Origin of the sequence: Pararhizobium arenae, assembly GCF_001931685.1 — a bacterium.
Classification (GTDB): domain Bacteria; phylum Pseudomonadota; class Alphaproteobacteria; order Rhizobiales; family Rhizobiaceae; genus Pararhizobium; species Pararhizobium arenae.
Genome location: NZ_MOOY01000006.1, coordinates 159,311 through 177,059 on the forward strand (window position 1 = coordinate 159,311; position 17,749 = coordinate 177,059).

General features: G+C 60.5%; 19 protein-coding genes. 17 read left to right on the top strand and 2 right to left on the bottom strand.

Annotated elements, in window-relative coordinates; translation table 11 throughout:
* Position 1: 1 nt before the first annotated feature.
* From BLX89_RS14840 to BLX89_RS14880, 9 genes are all read left to right on the top strand, one after another.
* Positions 2 to 646: an arylesterase gene (locus BLX89_RS14840; protein WP_075291700.1), complete on the top strand. Its 645-nt coding sequence runs from the start codon at positions 2 to 4 to the stop codon at positions 644 to 646.
* 121 nt (positions 647 to 767) lie between these two features.
* Positions 768 to 1,346, top strand: a complete 579-nt coding sequence (thpR, locus tag BLX89_RS14845) for an RNA 2',3'-cyclic phosphodiesterase (RefSeq protein WP_075291701.1) — start codon at positions 768 to 770, stop codon at positions 1,344 to 1,346.
* 69 nt (positions 1,347 to 1,415) lie between these two features.
* Positions 1,416 to 1,733 (top strand): 4a-hydroxytetrahydrobiopterin dehydratase, encoded by a 318-nt coding sequence (locus tag BLX89_RS14850; RefSeq protein ID WP_075291702.1) that lies wholly within the window; start codon positions 1,416 to 1,418, stop codon positions 1,731 to 1,733.
* A 46-nt stretch (positions 1,734 to 1,779) separates the two neighbouring features.
* Positions 1,780 to 2,175 (top strand): YkvA family protein, encoded by a 396-nt coding sequence (locus tag BLX89_RS14855; protein WP_075291952.1) that lies wholly within the window; start codon positions 1,780 to 1,782, stop codon positions 2,173 to 2,175.
* Positions 2,176 to 2,585: 410 nt separating this feature from the next.
* Positions 2,586 to 3,089 carry an invasion associated locus B family protein gene (locus tag BLX89_RS14860; RefSeq protein WP_075291703.1) on the top strand — a complete coding sequence of 168 codons (504 nt, stop codon included), beginning with the start codon at positions 2,586 to 2,588 and terminating at the stop codon, positions 3,087 to 3,089.
* Positions 3,090 to 3,365: 276 nt separating this feature from the next.
* Positions 3,366 to 4,595, top strand: a complete 1,230-nt coding sequence (rlmN, locus tag BLX89_RS14865) for a dual-specificity RNA methyltransferase RlmN (protein ID WP_075291704.1) — start codon at positions 3,366 to 3,368, stop codon at positions 4,593 to 4,595.
* Between the two features lie 91 nt (positions 4,596 to 4,686).
* The gene (locus BLX89_RS14870; protein WP_075291705.1) at positions 4,687 to 5,640 is read left to right on the top strand and encodes an ABC transporter substrate-binding protein; all 954 of its coding nucleotides are present in this window, start codon (positions 4,687 to 4,689) and stop codon (positions 5,638 to 5,640) included.
* Positions 5,641 to 5,758: 118 nt separating this feature from the next.
* Positions 5,759 to 6,637 carry an ABC transporter permease gene (locus BLX89_RS14875; RefSeq protein ID WP_075291706.1) on the top strand — a complete coding sequence of 293 codons (879 nt, stop codon included), beginning with the start codon at positions 5,759 to 5,761 and terminating at the stop codon, positions 6,635 to 6,637.
* A complete protein-coding gene (locus BLX89_RS14880) occupies positions 6,634 to 7,428 on the top strand; it encodes an ABC transporter ATP-binding protein (protein WP_075291708.1) in 795 nt (264 codons plus the stop codon). Before BLX89_RS14875 ends, BLX89_RS14880 begins: the two co-directional genes overlap by 4 nt.
* Before the next feature lie 6 nt (positions 7,429 to 7,434).
* Here BLX89_RS14880 and BLX89_RS14885 read toward each other — a convergent pair whose 3' ends face one another.
* On the bottom strand, positions 7,435 to 8,079 hold the full coding sequence (locus BLX89_RS14885; RefSeq protein WP_075291710.1) for a LysE family translocator: 645 nt from the start codon (positions 8,077 to 8,079) through the stop codon (positions 7,435 to 7,437).
* A 345-nt stretch (positions 8,080 to 8,424) separates the two neighbouring features.
* Here BLX89_RS14885 and ffh point away from each other — a divergent pair, with 345 nt between their 5' ends.
* From ffh to trmD, 5 genes are all read left to right on the top strand, one after another.
* On the top strand, positions 8,425 to 9,981 hold the full coding sequence (gene ffh / locus BLX89_RS14890; protein WP_075291953.1) for a signal recognition particle protein: 1,557 nt from the start codon (positions 8,425 to 8,427) through the stop codon (positions 9,979 to 9,981).
* A gap of 16 nt (positions 9,982 to 9,997) precedes the next feature.
* Positions 9,998 to 10,300 carry a chorismate mutase gene (locus BLX89_RS14895; RefSeq protein ID WP_075291711.1) on the top strand — a complete coding sequence of 101 codons (303 nt, stop codon included), beginning with the start codon at positions 9,998 to 10,000 and terminating at the stop codon, positions 10,298 to 10,300.
* Between the two features lie 61 nt (positions 10,301 to 10,361).
* Positions 10,362 to 10,724: a 30S ribosomal protein S16 gene (gene rpsP, locus BLX89_RS14900; protein WP_075291713.1), complete on the top strand. Its 363-nt coding sequence runs from the start codon at positions 10,362 to 10,364 to the stop codon at positions 10,722 to 10,724.
* A 93-nt stretch (positions 10,725 to 10,817) separates the two neighbouring features.
* Positions 10,818 to 11,381 (top strand): ribosome maturation factor RimM, encoded by a 564-nt coding sequence (gene rimM / locus BLX89_RS14905; RefSeq protein ID WP_075291714.1) that lies wholly within the window; start codon positions 10,818 to 10,820, stop codon positions 11,379 to 11,381.
* Positions 11,382 to 11,390: 9 nt separating this feature from the next.
* The gene (gene trmD / locus BLX89_RS14910) at positions 11,391 to 12,083 is read left to right on the top strand and encodes a tRNA (guanosine(37)-N1)-methyltransferase TrmD (RefSeq protein ID WP_075291716.1); all 693 of its coding nucleotides are present in this window, start codon (positions 11,391 to 11,393) and stop codon (positions 12,081 to 12,083) included.
* Here the strand turns inward: trmD and BLX89_RS14915 are convergent.
* On the bottom strand, positions 12,065 to 12,811 hold the full coding sequence (locus tag BLX89_RS14915; RefSeq protein WP_075291717.1) for a sulfite exporter TauE/SafE family protein: 747 nt from the start codon (positions 12,809 to 12,811) through the stop codon (positions 12,065 to 12,067). The two genes, trmD and BLX89_RS14915, sit on opposite strands and share 19 nt — an antisense overlap.
* Before the next feature lie 290 nt (positions 12,812 to 13,101).
* On the opposite strand from BLX89_RS14915, the gene rplS reads away from it, so the two are divergent.
* From rplS to BLX89_RS14930, 3 genes are all read left to right on the top strand, one after another.
* On the top strand, positions 13,102 to 13,638 hold the full coding sequence (rplS, locus tag BLX89_RS14920) for a 50S ribosomal protein L19 (protein WP_075291719.1): 537 nt from the start codon (positions 13,102 to 13,104) through the stop codon (positions 13,636 to 13,638).
* Between the two features lie 468 nt (positions 13,639 to 14,106).
* Entirely contained in the window at positions 14,107 to 17,196 is a 3,090-nt protein-coding gene (locus BLX89_RS14925; protein ID WP_075291720.1) for a helicase-related protein, read from the top strand.
* A gap of 4 nt (positions 17,197 to 17,200) precedes the next feature.
* Entirely contained in the window at positions 17,201 to 17,614 is a 414-nt protein-coding gene (locus BLX89_RS14930) for an RNA-binding S4 domain-containing protein (RefSeq protein ID WP_075291722.1), read from the top strand.
* Positions 17,615 to 17,749 lie beyond the last annotated feature (135 nt).

Sequence of the window (17,749 nt, forward strand, 5' to 3'; positions counted from 1 at the left end):
CATGTTCATTAAAGGGTTCGCGGCTTTTTTGTTGACGCTCGCAATCGGCTTTACCGTAACGACAACTGCTCGTGCCGAGCCGCTGCAACTGGTTGGTTTCGGCGATAGTTTGATGGCCGGCTACCAGTTGCCGCCTGAAGATGCCTTTCCGGCGCGACTTGAGAAAGCGCTGAAAGCCAAGGGTCACGACATCGTGATCTCGAATGCCGGCGTCTCCGGCGATACGACCTCCGGCGGGTTGGCCCGGATCGACTGGTCGGTGCCGGAAGGCACCAAGGGCGTGATATTGGAACTCGGTGCCAACGACGCCCTGCGCGGTATTCCCCCGGAGGAGAGCCGCAAGAACCTCATTGCCATGATCGAGAAGCTGAAGAGCCGTAATATTCCCGTGCTGTTGGTGGGCATGCTCGCACCGCCGAACATGGGGGACGATTATGCAGCCCGCTTCAATCCCATTTACCCGGAACTTTCCCAGACCTATTCGGTTGGGCTTTATCCATTCTTCCTTGACGGCGTGATTGAAAACCCGGCGCTGAAAATCGAGGACGGAATGCATCCCAATGCAGATGGTGTTCAAGCCATGGTCGATAAATTTCTTCCCTATGCCGAACGATTTCTTGAAGAGATCGCGGAAAAGAAAACTTGATCGGCATGTGAAGAACTTCTTAATTGGTATGGGACAAATATTGCAGGTGCGAAATTGCAGTTGCGCGGCGAACCCGGTCATGATTCGCTGAGATATCTGCAAGAGATTCGGGGAGCTCGATATGCCGAGACTTTTCACCGCCCTCGAGATACCGCGTAATGCCGCAATGAGCCTTTCATTGTTGCGTGGTGGTCTTCCCGGTGCCCGCTGGATCGACGTAGAAAACTATCACATCACCTTGCGCTTCATCGGGGACGTCGATGGCCGCACGGCTGACGAAATCGTGGATCGCCTCGATCGGATCGACCGGCCGGAATTTCAGCTTCAGCTGACCGGCATGGGCGCCTTCGGTTCCAAGAAGCCGCATTCGATTTTTGCTGGGGTCAGCAATCCACCGGAACTATACGCGCTGCAGGCCGAGATAGAGCGTATCTGCCAGCGCCTCGGTCTGCCTGCCGATCCGCGCAAGTTCACGCCGCATGTCACGCTCGCGCGATTGCGCAATTCGCGTGTAGAGGATGTCGTCAATTATCTTTCCGGCCGGGGCGGCTTCCACACCAACAGCTTCACCGTGCCGCGCTTCGTGCTGCTTTCGTCGCGCGATTCGGTCGGTGGCGGGCCTTATCTGACGGAAGAGGTGTTCCCGCTTCGGGAACCGTTCTCCAACGGCACATCCGACAGCTTCATCCACCCGCTTTGATCTGATTTTCCTTGCGACGCCGATCACGTCGTCCCATGCTGATCGAAACGAAGCAGGGAAGGATATGTCATGGCCAGAGATAAACTCGCTGCCGAGGATGTTGCCGAACGTCTGAAAAGCATGGACGGCTGGGTGCTCGCCGAAGATGGCGCGTCCATCTGGAAGGCTTTCCGTTTCAAGACCTTCGTGCAGGCCTTCGGCTTCATGAGCGAATCGGCTCTGGCTGCCGAAAAGCTCGACCACCATCCTGAATGGTTCAACGTCTACAACAAGGTGGACGTGACGCTGACCACGCATTCGTCCGATGGGCTGACGGAACTCGATTTCAAGCTGGCGGAAAAAATGGACAAGGCCGCAGCCGGCCGCATGCCCGATCATTTGAAATAACCGCCGACTGTCCCATATCAGGGGAATGGAAAACGGATCGCGCAAGATGGATGATGTCAAGATCGGGGAAATTCTCCTGCCCGGCGAGGAAAGCGAACAGGAAGCGCGCGCCAGCAAGGTACGCCGCCGTTTCTGGCCGACCATGAAGCGGGCGATGCGGCAAGTGCCGTTCAGCCGCGATGTCGTTGCTGCTTACTACTGTGCGATGGATCCGACGACGCCCATGCGCACCCGTGGCATCCTGCTGGGGGCGCTCGCCTATTTCGTGCTGCCCTTCGATTTCGTACCGGACGTCTTTGCGCTCGTCGGCTTTTCTGACGATATTGCGGTTTTGACGGCCGCTTTTGCCGCGATCAGCGGTCAGATCAAGGAAGACCACTATCTTAGGGCCGATGACGCCCTAAAGGACGAGCTGGCGGAAACCGGAAAGACCGCCCGCTGAGCGCCACTTTCGGGTTCGTGATGGCGCCGCGACGTCTATGTCAAACTCTTGCCTTTTTCTTCCTTCCATAAACGCTCGCTGGGTACATTCCGGGTTTTCGCTCGATCATGACGATCGTCGAAAGGGAGAAGGCCGGCGGGCTAAAGTTTGAGGTCACTTCCGAAATGTCCTCCTGATCCTTTCGTTTTGCTATTGCAGCCAAAACGCTGGCAATGCGCGGACGGTGGCGGCATACCGGGCGGCTCATGTCGCAATTTGCGTCGCCAGCTGTTCCATATTAAAGCGAGATGGTGACGAATACGGCTGATGTTGACGGTTTGGTAACCCGAATTAAGTCAAAATAAATCTAAACATGCGTGCCCGGCTAATGGCTGAACGGGCGTTGGCTAGCAAGAAACCGGCAGGACAAGATGTTTGTAAGAAAGCTCACCACCGCACTCGCAATCGTAATGGCGTGCGCAAGCGCTGCTTCGGCCCAGTCGCCGACCCGCATCCAGCAGTTCAATGCCTGGGGTGCTTATTCCTACACGGCCGGCAGCGGCAAGGTCTGCTACGTGCTTTCGGTTCCGAAGGAAAAGACCCCGGCAACCGTCGATCACGGCGACATCTTCTTCCTCGTGTCGCAGCGCCCGGGTCAGAACATTTCCTATGAGCCGCAGGCGATGATGGGCTATCCGCTGCAGGAAAATTCCAAGGTCACGGTAACGATCGACAACAAGAGCTTCACCATGTTCACCAAGGGCAACTCCGCCTGGGTGGAAAATGCCGCTGAAGAGCCGGCGCTGGTTGCTGCAATGAAGGGCGGCAAGGCGATGTCCGTTGCTGCGAAGTCGCGCAAGGGCACGGCCACCAACTATTCCTATTCGCTCTCGGGCATTTCGGCTGCACTGAAGCAGATCGAATCCTGCAAGTAAGCGCTTGCTGCGATAGAAGTTGAAAAATCCCGCCGGTCTTTCCGATCTGCGGGATTTTTCGTGTCATGGCGTGCCTGCAAGGCTGCTGTGAGGCTGATAGTGGTGACGCGGGGCAAAAACCGTGCTAAAGCGCCGCCAAAGACGGCTGCGAGGATCGGTTTTCGATCCCGGCCATGAATTCTGATCAGCATCACGACCCATGAGACTGGCGCCAAGGCGCTCGCCAAGTCAGCTTGGAATGGTTTGTGCTTGCTTCAAGGATGGGAAATCGCAGGTATGACCGCTACCGAAACGCTTAATCTGGAACGCCCGGCACCGGTGCGACCCGCAATTCTCTCGGAAAAGCCGACACTGGTCGGGCTGACCCGCGAGGAGATGGGCAAGGCGCTGGTCGAGGTCGGCGTGCCGGAGCGTCAGGTCAAGATGCGCGTCAGCCAGCTATGGCACTGGCTCTATGTGCGCGGTGTGTCCGATTTCGATCACATGGCCAATATATCGAAGGACATGCGCGAGATCCTGCGCCGGCATTTCACCATTGCCCGTCCGGAGATCGTCGATGAGCAGATTTCGAGCGACGGCACCCGCAAGTGGCTGTTGCGCTTTCCGCCGCGCGGTGCCGGGCGTCCGGTCGAGATCGAAACCGTCTATATTCCAGAAGAAGGTCGCGGCACGCTCTGCATTTCGAGCCAGGTCGGCTGCACGCTCACCTGTTCCTTCTGCCATACCGGCACGCAGAAGCTGGTGAGGAACCTTACAGCAGAGGAAATTCTGGCACAGCTGCTGCTGGCCCGTGATCGCCTGGGTGATTTCCCGGACCGCGATACGCCCGCCGGCGCCATCGTTCCCGCTGAAGGCCGCAAGGTCTCCAACATCGTCATGATGGGCATGGGCGAGCCGCTCTACAATTTCGAGAACGTCAAGAAGGCACTGCTGATCGCAACCGATGGTGATGGCCTGTCGCTCTCTAAGCGCCGCGTCACGCTCTCGACCTCCGGCATCGTACCTGAAATTTATCGCACCGGCGAAGAGATCGGCGTCATGCTGGCGATCTCGCTACACGCCGTGCGCGACGACCTGCGCGACATGCTGGTGCCGATCAACAAGAAGTATCCGCTGAAGGACCTGCTTGACGCTTGCCGCGCCTATCCGAGCCTGTCGAATGCGCGCCGCATCACTTTCGAATATGTGATGCTGGACGGTGTCAACGACACGCTTGAAGACGCCAAGGAACTGGTGCGCCTCTTGAAGGGCATCCCCGCCAAGATCAACCTGATCCCCTTCAACCCATGGCCGGGCACGAACTACCAGTGTTCCTCCTGGGAGCAGATCGAGAAGTTTGCCGACTTCATCAATCAGGCCGGCTACGCTTCCCCGATCCGCACGCCGCGCGGCCGCGACATCCTTGCCGCCTGCGGCCAGCTGAAGTCGGAATCCGAGCGCATGCGCAAGGTCGACCGCATGGCCTTCGAAGCCATGATGATCACCAACCACGGTGCCGACGACTGATCACGAAGTTTGATGAGACTGCGACATTTCCGCGATTGATTTTATGGGTTGGCTTTCCTAGAACGCCTAAAAATTAATCGAGGAGACACCCATGCGTTCCATCCTGCTCGCTCTCGCAGCGACTGTCGCCCTTTCCATGCCGGCTCGTGCCGATGACGTAACGGTTGCCGTGACCGCGATCGTTGAGCATCCGGCGCTTGATGCCGTTCGTGACGGCGTCAAGGATGCGCTGGCCGCAGCCGGTTACAAGGAAGGCGAGAACCTGACCTTCCTCTATGAATCGGCTCAGGGCAACCCGGCAACGGCCGCCCAGATTGCCCGTCAGTTCGCTGGCGAAGGCCCTGATGTGATCGTGCCGATCTCCACGCCTTCGGCTCAGGCCGTCGTTTCCTCGACGCGCGATATCCCGGTCGTCTTCACCGCCGTTTCCGATCCGCTCGGCGCGCAGCTCGTCACCGACATGGAAAAGCCCGGCGCCAACGTTACCGGCCTTTCCGACATGTCGCCGGTTGCCGAGCACGTTGCCCTCATCAAGGAAATTGTTCCGGCGGCCAAGTCGATCGGCTTCCTCTACAATTCCGGCGAAGCCAACTCGGTGTCGCTGCTCGCCGCGCTGAAGGCGGAAGCTGAAAAGGCCGGCCTGACCGTCGTCGAATCCGCCGCCACCAAGTCGGCTGAAGTTCAGGGCGCTGCCCGCGCGCTCGTTGGCCGCGCTGACGTGATCTACGTTCCGACCGACAACACGATCATCTCCGCCCTCGAAGGTGCTGTTGCCGTTGCCGAAGAAGCCAAGCTGCCGCTCTTCACCGCTGACACCGATTCCGTTGCCCGCGGCTCGCTCGCAGCCCTCGGCTTCAACTACCGCGATGTCGGCAAGCAGACCGGCGAAGTCGTCGTTCGTATCCTCAAGGGTGAAAACCCCGGCGATATCCCGGTTCGCATCGCTGCCGGCTCCGATCTCGTCATCAACAAGGCCGCCGCGACCAAGATGGGCGTGACCTTCCCGGAAAGCGTGCTGACGCGCGCCAACCGCGTCGTCGAATAAGCTTTCGCCTGTAACAGGCAGAAGTGGCCGCCTCCATCACCGATGGGGGCGGTTTCGTGTTATGTGATGGACAACGTCCCGGGGTTCCGGGGCGAGATTTACGAAAGGGCTGGGAGCCTTGAGTCAGATTGCCTTCTGGGGTGCCTTGGAACTGGGGCTGGTGTATGCCTTCGTCGCGCTCGGTGTTTTCCTTGCCTTCCGCGTGCTGGATTTTCCAGACCTCACGGTCGACGGGTCGTTTCCGCTGGGTGCGGCCGTTGCTGCCGTGCTGATCATCGCCGGTCTCAATCCGTGGCTCGCCTCCGGCGTTGCGATGATTGCAGGCGCTGCCGCCGGCCTCGTGACGGCGATGCTCAATGTGCGCTTCCGCATCCTCAATCTGCTCGCCTCGATCCTGACGATGATCGCGCTGTTTTCCGTCAATCTGCGCGTCATGGGCAAACCCAACGTCGCGCTGCTCAATGTCGAGACGATGCTGAGCCCGCTCTACGGCCATGGTCTCCGGGATTTCTATGTTCGTCCGCTGTTCATCGGCGTGCTGGTTGTCATCGCCGTCATCCTCGTCTGGCGCTTTCTTGAAAGCGATGCCGGCCTCGCGATGCGCGCGACCGGGGCGAACGCCCGCATGTCGCGTGCGCAGGGCATCAATACCGATCGCCAGATCTATCTCGGCATCGCCATTTCGAATGCCCTTGTCGCGCTCGGGGGCGCGCTTTTTGCGCAGACGAACGGCTTTGCCGACGTCACCTCCGGCGTCGGCACCATCGTCGTCGGCCTTGCCGCCGTCATCATCGGCGAAACCCTGCTCGGCACGCGCGGCATCCTGATTGCGCTGATCGGCTGCGTTCTCGGCTCAATCCTCTACCGCATCGCCATCCAGCTTGCGCTCTCGACCGACATGCTGGGCTTGCAGGCCTCCGATCTCAATTTCGTAACGGCGGTGCTTGTGACGTTCGCGCTCATCCTTCCGCGTCTTCGCCGCGGAGGTGCCGCATGATCTCGCTCAAGGATATCAAGGTCGTCTTCGGCAAGGGAACGCCGCTGCAGAAGCAGGCGCTGAACGGCGTCAGCCTCACCATTGACCAGGGCTCTTTCGTCACCGTCATCGGCTCCAACGGCGCCGGCAAGTCGACGCTGCTCGGCGTTCTCGCCGGTGATGTGCTGCCGACGGAAGGTCAGGTGCTGATCGGCACGACCGACGTCACCCGCCGCTCCACCGCAAGCCGTGCCGGCCTCGTTGCCCGCGTTTTCCAGGACCCGCTGACGGGAAGCTGCGGCCCGCTGTCGATCGAGGAAAACCTTGCGCTTGCCGCGCGACGTGGCGAACGCCGCGGGCTGGTCTCGGCCCTTGGCCCCAAGCGTCGCGAACATTTCCGCGAGCGCATCGCCGATCTTAACCTCGGCCTCGAAAACCGCATGCAGGATCGCATGGACCTGCTCTCCGGCGGCCAGCGTCAGGCTGTGTCGCTGGTCATGGCAACGCTTGCGGGCTCCGAAGTCCTGCTGCTTGACGAACATACGGCCGCGCTCGATCCGGGCATGGCCGAGTTCATCATGGGCCTGACACAGAAGATCGTATCAGAACGCAAGCTAACGACGCTGATGGTCACCCACTCGATGCGCCAGGCGCTCGATTACGGCCACCGCACGGTCATGCTGCATGGCGGCGAGATCGTGCTCGATGTCGCCGGTGACAGCCGTAAGGATCTGCAGGTCGAAGACTTGATCGCGATGTTCCGCAAGATGCGTGGCCAGACGCTGGACGACGATGCATTGCTGATCGGGTAATTCCCATCAGCGCGCCTGTGTGAACAGGATCTTCACGGCGAAGATCGAGAAGACACCCGAAAACACGTAGTCGATGGTGCGCAGCACGCTTTTGCGCTGCTGCAGCCAGCCGGACAGCCAATCGGCCGTCAGGATGACGGCGATGTTGATCGGCATGGCCGCGACGATGAAGAAGCAGCCAAGGAACAGCAGCTTCTGCGTTACTGCTGGATCATGGGCGGTCACGAACTGCGGCAGGAAGGTCATGAAGAAGATGATGACCTTGGGGTTCAAGAGATTGACCCAGAGCCCTGTCGAGATATTCGACAGCGGGCTTGCGCCGCCGGTGTCGTTTTCCTTTTTCACCGTCAGCGTCGAGCCGTAACGGATCGCCTGCACGGCCAGCCAGAAGAGATAGGCAGCGCCGCCGGTCTTCAGGATCATGAAGGCGGTCGGCGATGCTGTAATCAACGCTGAGATGCCGAAGGCGACGAGCAGCGTGTGCACGAGGCAGCCCAGACTGGTGCCGACAACGACCCACATGGCAGCACCCTTGCCCTGCGACAGCGCCCGGCTGATCGAAAGCGTCATGTCCGGTCCGGGTGTTGCAGCCAGTAGAAGCGTTGCGGCGGTGAAGGCCAGAAGGGTCGGGAGCGAAGGCAGGAAATCCATGGGTCGGGTCTTTCGCGATAGCGTTCGACAATGTCGGCGGTGCTAGCATATCCGCGACACGTAAGCGATATCTTTGATGCCGCGACAAGCACGGCGCGAAGGCATGAAACCGGGTTACTTACCTCTCCGGCTTGACTTTGCGCCCCATTTCCTGTTTATCCGCGAAAATCTGCTGACAAGTGACAACTTGAAGCCGCCGACCGGGACCCGCAAAGGTATAAAGAGATCCCGGAGGTCAACACCCGACAGCGCGTTGCGCCCTCGGGTGCTTTTTGACTTTGCGTCTTGTTTTCACCGTCGCGGATACCACGTTTCCGGATACCGGAAACAAGAAGGATGAGCTTGATGTTTGAAAGTCTCCAGGACCGCCTTGGGTCAATCCTGAATGGGTTGACCGGCCGTGGCGCGCTGTCGGAAGCCGATGTTTCGGCTGCCCTGCGCGAGGTTCGCCGCGCGCTTCTGGAAGCCGACGTTGCGCTTGAGGTCGTGCGCTCCTTTACGGACAAGGTTCGTGAAAAAGCCGTCGGCGCCGAAATCCTGAAGTCGATCAAGCCCGGCCAGATGGTCGTCAAGCTCGTGCATGACGAACTCGTCGCCATGCTCGGCTCGGAAGGCGTGCCGATCGATCTCAACGCGCCCGCTCCGGTCGTCATCATGATGGTCGGTCTGCAGGGCTCGGGCAAGACGACCACGACCGGCAAGATCGCCAATCGCCTGACGACGCGCGACAAGAAGAAGGTCCTGATGGCCTCGCTCGACACGCGCCGACCGGCCGCGCAAGAGCAGTTGCGTCAGCTCGGCGCGCAGACCGGTGTCGATACGCTGCCGATCATCGCCGGCCAGTCGCCGACCGATATCGCCGCACGCGCCGTGCAGGCCGCCAAGCTCGGCGGCCACGACGTCGTCATTCTCGATACCGCCGGCCGCACCCATATCGACGAGCCGCTCATGATCGAGATGGCCGAGATCAAGCGCCGCTCGAACCCGCACGAAATTCTTTTGGTCGCCGATGCGCTGACCGGTCAGGACGCCGTCAATCTCGCCCGCAATTTCGACGAGCGCGTGGGCATCACCGGCCTTGTGCTCACCCGCATGGATGGCGATGGCCGCGGCGGTGCAGCGCTTTCGATGCGCGCCGTCACCGGCAAGCCGATCAAGTTGATCGGTGTCGGCGAAAAGATGTCGGAGATGGAGGAATTCCATCCTCGCCGCGTCGCCGACCGTATCCTCGGCATGGGCGACATCGTCTCGCTGGTCGAGAAGGCCGCTGAAAACATCGATGCCGAGAAGGCGGCGGCCATGGCCGCCAAGATGAAGACCGGCAAATTCGATCTGAACGACCTTGCCGATCAGCTGCGCCAGATGCAGAAGATGGGCGGCATGGGCGGCATCATGGGCATGATGCCCGGTATGTCCGGCATGAAGGACAAGATGGCTGCCGCCGGTCTCGACGACAAGCTCTTCGGCCGCCAGCTCGCCATCATCTCCTCGATGACCAAGGCCGAGCGCGCCAATCCCGATATCCTCAAGCATTCCCGCAAGAAACGCATCGCCGCCGGTTCCGGCACCGATGCGGCCGACATTAACAAGCTCCTGAAAATGCACCGCCAGATGGCCGACATGATGAAAATGATGGGCGGTAAGAAGGGTGGCGGCATGATGAAGCAGATGATGGGCGGCCTTGCCGGCAAGATGGGTCTTGGCGGCGGAATGGGCGGCATGCCCGATCTGTCGAAGATGGATCCGAAGCAGCTTGAAGCCCTGCAGAAGCAGGCCGAAGCTGCCGGCCTTGGCAAGGGGATGCCGGGCCTCGGTGGGGGCGGATTGCCCGGCCTCGGCAAGCTGCCGGGACTTGGCGGCGGCGGTTACCTGGGTCTGCCCGGCCTGCCGAAGAAGAAGTAAGAGGCGGGGAACAAGAATGATTGATCCTGCTGTCAAACAGGAACTTTCGGGCTACCGGCAGTCGATCGACAATATCGATGCCGCGCTGGTCCACATGCTGGCCGAACGGTTTCGCTGCACCCAGGCAGTGGGCGTTCTTAAGGCCAAATACAGTTTGCCGCCGGCTGATCCGGCGCGCGAGGAATACCAGATCGAACGCCTTCGTCATCTTGCGAAGGATGCCAATCTGGACCCGGATTTCGCCGAGAAGTTCCTGAACTTCATCATCAAGGAAGTCATCCGGCATCATGAAGCAATCGCCGCCGATCTCAAGGATTGACGGACAAACCAGATCAGGCCGCGAGAAACGGCTTAGAAAACTATCTCAAGGAGTACATGACATGGCACTGAAAATTCGTCTCGCCCGCGGTGGTTCCAAGAAGCGCCCGTTCTACCAGATCGTCGTTGCCGACGTCCGCAGCCCGCGTGACGGCCGCTTCATCGAAAAGGTCGGTTCATGGAACCCGATGCTCGCCAAGGACGACGCAAAGCGCGTTGAACTGAACAACGAACGCATCCAGCATTGGATCGCAAACGGCGCCCTGCCGACCGACCGCGTTCTGCGCTTCCTCAACGAAGCCGGTATCGCAAAGCGCGACGCCCGTTCGAACCCGACCAAGGGCCTGCCGGGCAAGAAGGCTCAGGAGCGCGCTGCTGAAGCCAAGCAGAAGGCGGAAGACACCGCTGCTGCCGCCGCTGAATAAGCGTCACGCACAACAGCTAAATCGGACGGGCGGCGTTTTCATGCCGCCCGTTTTCGTTTATTGGCATGGCAGGTTTCTGGAAGGCTAAGACGCATGAGCAAACTCGAAAATCCTGTTCACATGGGAACCATCGGTGCGGCGCAAGGTCTGCGCGGCGAAGTGCGCGTCAAATCCTTCGCAGCCGAACCGACGGCCATCGGCGACTACGGTAACCTCTACAGCGAGGACGGCCGCGTCTTCGAAGTGCTGGAGGTGCGTGAAGCCAAGAATGTCGTGATCGTCCGGTTTCGCGGCATCAACGACCGCAACGCCGCCGAAGCCCTGAACGGACTTGAGCTCTTCATCGAGCGCGACAACCTGCCGGACGACGATCTCGACGAAGACGAATTTTTCTACGCCGATCTGGAAGGCCTTGAAGCGCTGGATGCCGAAGGCAAGAGCTACGGCACAGTCACCGGCGTCTTCGATTTCGGCGCGGGCGATCTCCTGGAACTCAAGGGTCCGGGCCGTCGCCCGGTGCTGATCCCGTTTTCCGAATGGTCGGTGCTGGAAATCGATCTGGAAGCCGGCACGATGCTGGTCGATCCGCTCGCTGCTGGCCTTGTCGATGACAAGGACGAAGATCCCGCCGCCCAGTTTCGCCCGAAGTCAAAGTAAGGCCGCGCGATGAGTTTTCGCGCGACGGTTCTGACGCTTTATCCCGAAATGTTTCCGGGTCATCTTGGCCATTCGCTCTCCGGCAAGGCGCTGGAGCGCGGGCAATGGGCTGTCGATGCCGTACAGATCCGCGATTTTGCCGAAGATAAACATCGCACCGTCGATGATACGCCCGCCGGCGGCGGCGCGGGCATGGTGCTGAAGCCGGACGTGCTGGCGCGCGCCATCGATCATGTCTCTGATGGCGATGAGCGCCCCCGCCTGTTGATGAGCCCGCGTGGCCGTCCGTTGACGCAGCAGCGCGTGCGCGAACTCGCTGATGGCCCTGGCGTGATCATCGTCTGCGGCCGCTTCGAGGGCGTCGACCAGCGGGTGATCGATGGTCGCCATCTGGAGGAAGTTTCGATTGGCGATTACATCCTCTCCGGGGGTGAACCGGCGGCGATGATCCTGCTCGATGCCATCGTGCGCATCCTGCCTGGTGTGATGGGCAATGCGCTCTCCGGCGTGCACGAAAGCTTCGAGGGCGGCCTGCTGGAACATCCGCACTACACCCGCCCGCAGGTTTTCGAAGGCGCGGAAATTCCGGCGGTGCTGACCTCGGGCAACCACGGCGCAATCGAAAAATGGCGCCGCGCAGAGGCGGAAAAGCTGACGGCGGAACGCAGGCCCGACCTGCTCTCTCAGCCCGTTACGAAATAATAGACCGCCAGCAGCAGCCCGACGGCGATAACGAAGCTTCTGATGATGACCAACGGCACCCGGCGGGCAAACCACACGCCGGCATAACCGCCAAGCGCCCCGCCGGGGATCATCACGGCAGCATGCAGCCATCCCACGACATTGCCGCTGGCAAAGACGATGATGGCGATCCCCGCGATCACCATGGCGAGGAAATTCTTCAGCGCATTGACGCGGTGATAATCGCCACCGGTGGAGAGACCGAGCACGGCGAGCATCATAATGCCCATGCCGGCGCCGAAGAAGCCGCCATAGATCGAGGTGATGAATTGCCCGATCTTGCCGCCCCAGCCGATCGGCGCGCCTTCCACGTTGCGCGTCGGCCGCAGGAACGGGCCTGCAGCGAAGATGGCGGTCGCGGCGATCAGCAGCCACGGCACCATGGCGCGGAAGGAAGGGTTGGATAGGGAGAGCAGGATCAGTGCACCGGCAAGGCCGCCAATGGCGGAGATGATGCTGAGCGCGATTGCCTCGCGGGCATCCTTGCGGATTTCCTTGGCATAGGCGAGCGCTGATGTGACATAGCCCGGAAACTGGACAATAGAGGATGTCGCGTTGGCGACGATCGGCGGAAGGCCTGCCAGCGTCATGGCGCCAAAGGTCAGGAACGTGCCCCCACCGGCAATGGCATTGACGGCGCTCGACAGAAAGCCTGCCAGGAACAACAGGATCGCGGTGGTTATTGTCATGGGCTCCTCCCCGAGCTAAATCACGGCATATCCCGGCGAAATCGTCGCGACAAGGCATGAAACCGACAATGCTATTGCCCTGCGCAGGAGAAAATCGCTGCCGAGGGGGTGACAAATCCCTGTATTTGGGGTATTCGCGCGGCCGGTTCGGGAAATTCCCGTCTACCGGAAACCAAAGAATAGTGAACTCGCTCCTGCTTCTTCACCGGAAGAAACAACACTTGGCGGCATGACCAATAAGTCAGAATGAGCGCTCTGGCTGTTTTAGAAAAACTTGAGAAGGTAAGACCATGAACATCATTCAGCAGCTCGAGGCCGAACAGGCCGCCAAGATCGAAGCCAAGCGCACCCTGCCGGAATTCTCCGCTGGTGACACGCTGCGCGTCAACGTCCGCGTGACAGAAGGCACCCGTACCCGCGTGCAGGCCTATGAAGGCGTTTGCATCGCCCGTTCCGGCGGCGGCATCAACGAAAGCTTCACCGTTCGCAAGATCTCCTACGGCGAAGGCGTCGAGCGCGTATTCCCGGTTTACTCGCCGCTCGTCGAAAGCGTCGAAGTCGTTCGCCGCGGCAAGGTCCGTCGCGCCAAGCTCTACTACCTGCGCGATCGTCGCGGCAAGTCGGCTCGTATCGTTGAAGACACCGGCGTTCGCGCCCGTAAGCTCAACGACGCCGAGCGTCAGGCCGTTGCCGACGAAAAGGCACGTCTGGAAGCTGAAAAAGTTGCAGCAGCACAGGCTCTCGCCGCCGAAAAGGCAGCAGCCGAAGCCGCTGAAGCAAAGGCCGCTGCAGAAGCAGCTGCTGCCGCTGAAACCGCAGCAGAATAAGCTTTTAAAGGCTTTGGATTATGAAAGGCGGCCTTCGGGTCGCCTTTTTCTTTGCTCGGCAAAACGCCTGATTCTGGAAAATGAATCTTTTGAAGCCGGATTCTCGTTTGTTGCGAAACAATGGCGGACATACCAGATGTTGTCGGGAACAAAGTCGGAACGCCGCTTTGACTCGATTCGTCGCTGATTCGTTCGATCTTTGGCCCGCGTTTCAGTCAACCTCGATGGAAAACTGATTCCAACCAATGGGTTAAATATTTCAGCAGATGCTGTTATCCGGATTCTGAATCCGCTATAGGCAGTTTCGCACTCACCCATGGGCTCATCGCCCCACGCACGTCCCGCGAACACCGCCCTTGCGTTTCTGCCCGCGGATGGGCATGTGTGCATTGCCCTTGTGCGTCAGCGCCTTAGTTGAACCCTGCGGCAACAGGATAATGCCAGGATAAAAACGTGCCTGACCAACCTATGATTTTGAGCGGTCGCGGTGTCATCGCGGTCCTCGGCCCGACAAATACGGGCAAGACGCATTACGCGATCGAGCGGATGGTTGCGCATGAGTCCGGCGTCATCGGCTTACCGTTGCGCCTTTTGGCACGCGAGGTTTACACGCGTCTCGTCGAACGGGTCGGCGCCCATAACGTTGCCCTCATCACCGGCGAAGAAAAGATCACCCCGCATATGGCGCGGTATTCGGTCTGCACCGTTGAAGCCATGCCACGCGAGACCAAAGCCGCCTTCGTCGCCATCGACGAAGTTCAATTGGCGGGCGATCTCGAGCGCGGCCATATCTTTACCGACCGACTGATGCACCTGCGCGGACGCAGCGAAACGCTGCTGCTGGGTGCCGCCACCATGCGGCCGATCTTGGAGCATCTGCTGCCGGGCATTACCGTGGTGGAACGCCCGCGCCTGTCGCAGCTTCTCTATTCAGGCTCTAAAAAGATCACCCGTCTGCCGCAGCGCACGGCCATTGTCGCCTTCTCCGCAGAGGAAGTCTATGCGATCGCAGAACTCATCCGCCGCCAGCGCGGCGGGGCTGCCGTGGTGCTCGGGGCGCTGAGCCCGCGGACACGTAACGCCCAGGTCGCACTCTATCAGGAAGGTGACGTCGAATATCTGGTGGCGACCGACGCGATCGGCATGGGTCTCAACCTTGACGTCGATCACGTCGCCTTCGCCCAGGACCGGAAATTCGACGGCTACCAGTTTCGCAATCTCAACCCCGGCGAACTCGCGCAGATCGCCGGTCGCGCCGGACGGCACCTGCGCGACGGCACGTTTGGCGTGACCTCGCGCGTGGAGCCTTTCGACAAGGAACTGGTGCACCGCATCGAATCGCACCAGTTCGATCCCGTCAAAGTATTGCAATGGCGCTCCAAGGCGATGGATTTTACATCCATCCAGACCTTGAGGAAAAGTCTCGATGCGCCGCCTCGCGTGCACGGACTGGTGCGCGCCCTTCCAGCGATCGATCAGCAAGCTCTGGAATATCTCACCCAATATCCTGAGGTCATGCGACTTGCGACGACGCCGAAAACCGTAGAAACCCTTTGGGAAGCCTGCGCGTTACCGGATTACCGGCGGATTGCGCCGGCGCAGCATGCCGATCTGATTTCGAGTATCTATGCCGATCTCGTACGCCGTGGCACAGTGAACGAAGATTTTATGGCGGAACAAGTTCGCCGTGCCGACCACACGGACGGTGAAATTGACACATTGTCCGCGCGAATTGCGCAAATCAGGACTTGGACCTATGTGTCCAACCGTCCGGGATGGCTTGCCGATCCGACACACTGGCAAGAAAAGACGCGGGAAATCGAGGATCGATTGTCCGATGCGTTACATGAAAGGTTGACGAAACGCTTTGTTGATCGCAGGACATCTGTGCTCATGAAGCGCCTGAGAGAGAATGCGATGCTGGAAGCTGAAATCAGTGTGAATGGCGATGTCTTCGTTGAAGGACATCATGTGGGACAATTGGCCGGCTTCCGGTTCTCGCTCGCGAGCGCGACCGACGGAATGGATGCGCGTGCCGTGCAGGGTGCTGCCCAGAAGGCGCTGGCGCTTGAATTCGAAGCGCGTGCGGCTCGCCTGCATGCCGCCGGCAATTCCGACCTGGCGCTCGGCTCTGACGGCAGCGTGCGCTGGCTCGGCGATCCGGTTGCACGCCTTGCCGCAAGCGATCACATCATGCGCCCGCGCGTCATCCTGCTGGCTGACGAACAACTGCAGGGTGCGGCGCGTGACCACGTTCAGGCCCGCATCGAGCGCTTCGTCAATCATCACATCTCCACGGTGCTGAAGCCGCTCGACGATCTGTCGCGCGCCGAAGATCTCGAGGGACTGGCCAAGGGGCTTGCGTTTCAGCTCGTCGAGAACCTGGGCGTACTCTTCCGCCGCGACGTTGCAGACGACGTCAAGTCGCTGGATCAGGAGGCGCGTGCCTCGATCCGTCGCCACGGCATTCGTTTCGGCGCATACCACATCTTTATGCCGGCCCTTCTGAAGCCGGCTCCGGCGGAGCTGATCACCCTTCTCTGGGCCCTGAAGAACGACGGCCTCGACAAGCCCGGCTACGGCGACCTGATCCCGGTTCTGGCCGCTGGCCGCACATCGGTCGTTACCGATCCGTCGTTTGAGCGTACCTTCTACAAGTTGGCCGGCTTCCGCTTCCTCGGAAAGCGCGCCGTGCGTATCGATATCCTCGAACGACTTGCCGACCTTATCCGTCCGCTGCTGCAGTGGAAGCCGGGCACCGGCAACCGCCCGGACGGCGCCTATGACGGCCGCCGTTTCACCGCGACGACGGCCATGCTTTCCATCCTCGGCGCGACTCCCGACGACATGGAAGAGATCCTGAAGGGGCTCGGCTATCGCGCCGACGCTGTAAAGGCGGAAGAAGCGGCAGCGTTTCTCGGCGCTCAGGTCGCAACTGCGTCAGAGCAGGCTACGGAAGAGAACGCCCCTGCTGAACAGGCAGATCAGGATGACGCGGACACCGCATCTGAAGAGCAGCCGGCGAGCGAAGCTTCAGCTGAAGCCGGTGCCACTCCGGTAGCCGTGGCAGAAGAAGCTGCTCCCGCAGTCGAAACTGCCGCCGCCGAAATTGCCGCGACCGAAGCCGTTGAGCCCGCTGAAGCCAAGCCCGTACTTCTCTGGCGTCCCGGCGGTGGCCGCGACAACAACCAGCGTACCGGCGGCCGTCCACAGGGCGAACGCCGTGGTGGTGGCCAGCGTGGCCAGCAGGCCGGCGAAGCGCGCGAAGACAATCGCGGCGACAACCGCAAGCCCGGTGGTGGCCGCAACGACCGCAATCGCGGCCGTGACGGCAAACCTCATGAAGGTCGCCGGGACGGACAGCGCGACGGCCAACGTGACGGAAAGCCGCAGGGCGGCCAGCGCCCGGATCGCGGCGAGCGGCCGGATCGCAACGATCGCGGCAACCGCCCGCAGGCGGCCAAGTTCGAGGCTCGTCCCCCGCGCAAGGAAAAGCCGATCGACCCGGATTCACCCTTCGCCAAGCTCGCTGCTCTCAAGGAGCAGATGAAGAAATAAGGCCATGAACGAAAAACAGCCCCAACCCGTCGCGCGCCAGCGCCTCGATAAGTGGCTGTTTTTCACGCGCCTGCAAAAATCACGCTCGATCGCCCAGAAGGCGATCGAGTCGGGAGATGTCCGGGTCAACGACCAGCGCATCACTCAGCCATCCTTTGCCCTGAAAGCCGGTGATATCGTCATCCTCTCGCTCGACAAGCGGGATATCACGGCTCGGGTGCTGAAAGCCGGGGAGCGGCGAGGGCCGTATGAGGAAGCAAAACTCCTGTACGAAGACCTGACGCCGGCGGCTGTTCCCGGCGAAAAGACCACGCCTTTCGAACAGGCAACCCGCGAGCGCGGCAGCGGACGCCCGACGAAAAAGGAGCGCCGCGAGGTCGATAGGCTGAACCCCGGCTTTGATTGGGCCGACGATTAGAAAACCATGCCGCTGCAATGCGATATTGAGCATGGATTATTCTTGCAAAGGCACTGCAAAGCCTTTACCTCACACTTCGACCAAGCAGCCATGTCGCGAGGTTTCGCACGGGGCTGATCATCAGGCGCGGACCGG

Excerpts from the sequence above, each read along its gene's own strand:
- BLX89_RS14930 (WP_075291722.1), top strand. The coding sequence starts at position 17,201 with ATGAACGAAAAACAGCCCCAACCCGTCGCGCGCCAGCGCCTCGATAAG.
- BLX89_RS14840 (WP_075291700.1), top strand. The coding sequence starts at position 2 with ATGTTCATTAAAGGGTTCGCGGCTTTTTTGTTGACGCTCGCAATCGGC.
- BLX89_RS14850 (WP_075291702.1), top strand. The coding sequence starts at position 1,416 with ATGGCCAGAGATAAACTCGCTGCCGAGGATGTTGCCGAACGTCTGAAA.
- rpsP (WP_075291713.1), top strand. The coding sequence starts at position 10,362 with ATGGCACTGAAAATTCGTCTCGCCCGCGGTGGTTCCAAGAAGCGCCCG.
- rplS (WP_075291719.1), top strand. The coding sequence starts at position 13,102 with ATGAACATCATTCAGCAGCTCGAGGCCGAACAGGCCGCCAAGATCGAA.
- BLX89_RS14915 (WP_075291717.1), bottom strand. The coding sequence starts at position 12,811 with ATGACAATAACCACCGCGATCCTGTTGTTCCTGGCAGGCTTTCTGTCG.
- rimM (WP_075291714.1), top strand. The coding sequence starts at position 10,818 with ATGAGCAAACTCGAAAATCCTGTTCACATGGGAACCATCGGTGCGGCG.
- ffh (WP_075291953.1), top strand. The coding sequence starts at position 8,425 with ATGTTTGAAAGTCTCCAGGACCGCCTTGGGTCAATCCTGAATGGGTTG.
- BLX89_RS14895 (WP_075291711.1), top strand. The coding sequence starts at position 9,998 with ATGATTGATCCTGCTGTCAAACAGGAACTTTCGGGCTACCGGCAGTCG.
- BLX89_RS14860 (WP_075291703.1), top strand. The coding sequence starts at position 2,586 with ATGTTTGTAAGAAAGCTCACCACCGCACTCGCAATCGTAATGGCGTGC.
- BLX89_RS14855 (WP_075291952.1), top strand. The coding sequence starts at position 1,780 with ATGGATGATGTCAAGATCGGGGAAATTCTCCTGCCCGGCGAGGAAAGC.
- BLX89_RS14880 (WP_075291708.1), top strand. The coding sequence starts at position 6,634 with ATGATCTCGCTCAAGGATATCAAGGTCGTCTTCGGCAAGGGAACGCCG.
- rlmN (WP_075291704.1), top strand. The coding sequence starts at position 3,366 with ATGACCGCTACCGAAACGCTTAATCTGGAACGCCCGGCACCGGTGCGA.
- BLX89_RS14885 (WP_075291710.1), bottom strand. The coding sequence starts at position 8,079 with ATGGATTTCCTGCCTTCGCTCCCGACCCTTCTGGCCTTCACCGCCGCA.
- thpR (WP_075291701.1), top strand. The coding sequence starts at position 768 with ATGCCGAGACTTTTCACCGCCCTCGAGATACCGCGTAATGCCGCAATG.
- trmD (WP_075291716.1), top strand. The coding sequence starts at position 11,391 with ATGAGTTTTCGCGCGACGGTTCTGACGCTTTATCCCGAAATGTTTCCG.
- BLX89_RS14870 (WP_075291705.1), top strand. The coding sequence starts at position 4,687 with ATGCGTTCCATCCTGCTCGCTCTCGCAGCGACTGTCGCCCTTTCCATG.
- BLX89_RS14925 (WP_075291720.1), top strand. The coding sequence starts at position 14,107 with ATGATTTTGAGCGGTCGCGGTGTCATCGCGGTCCTCGGCCCGACAAAT.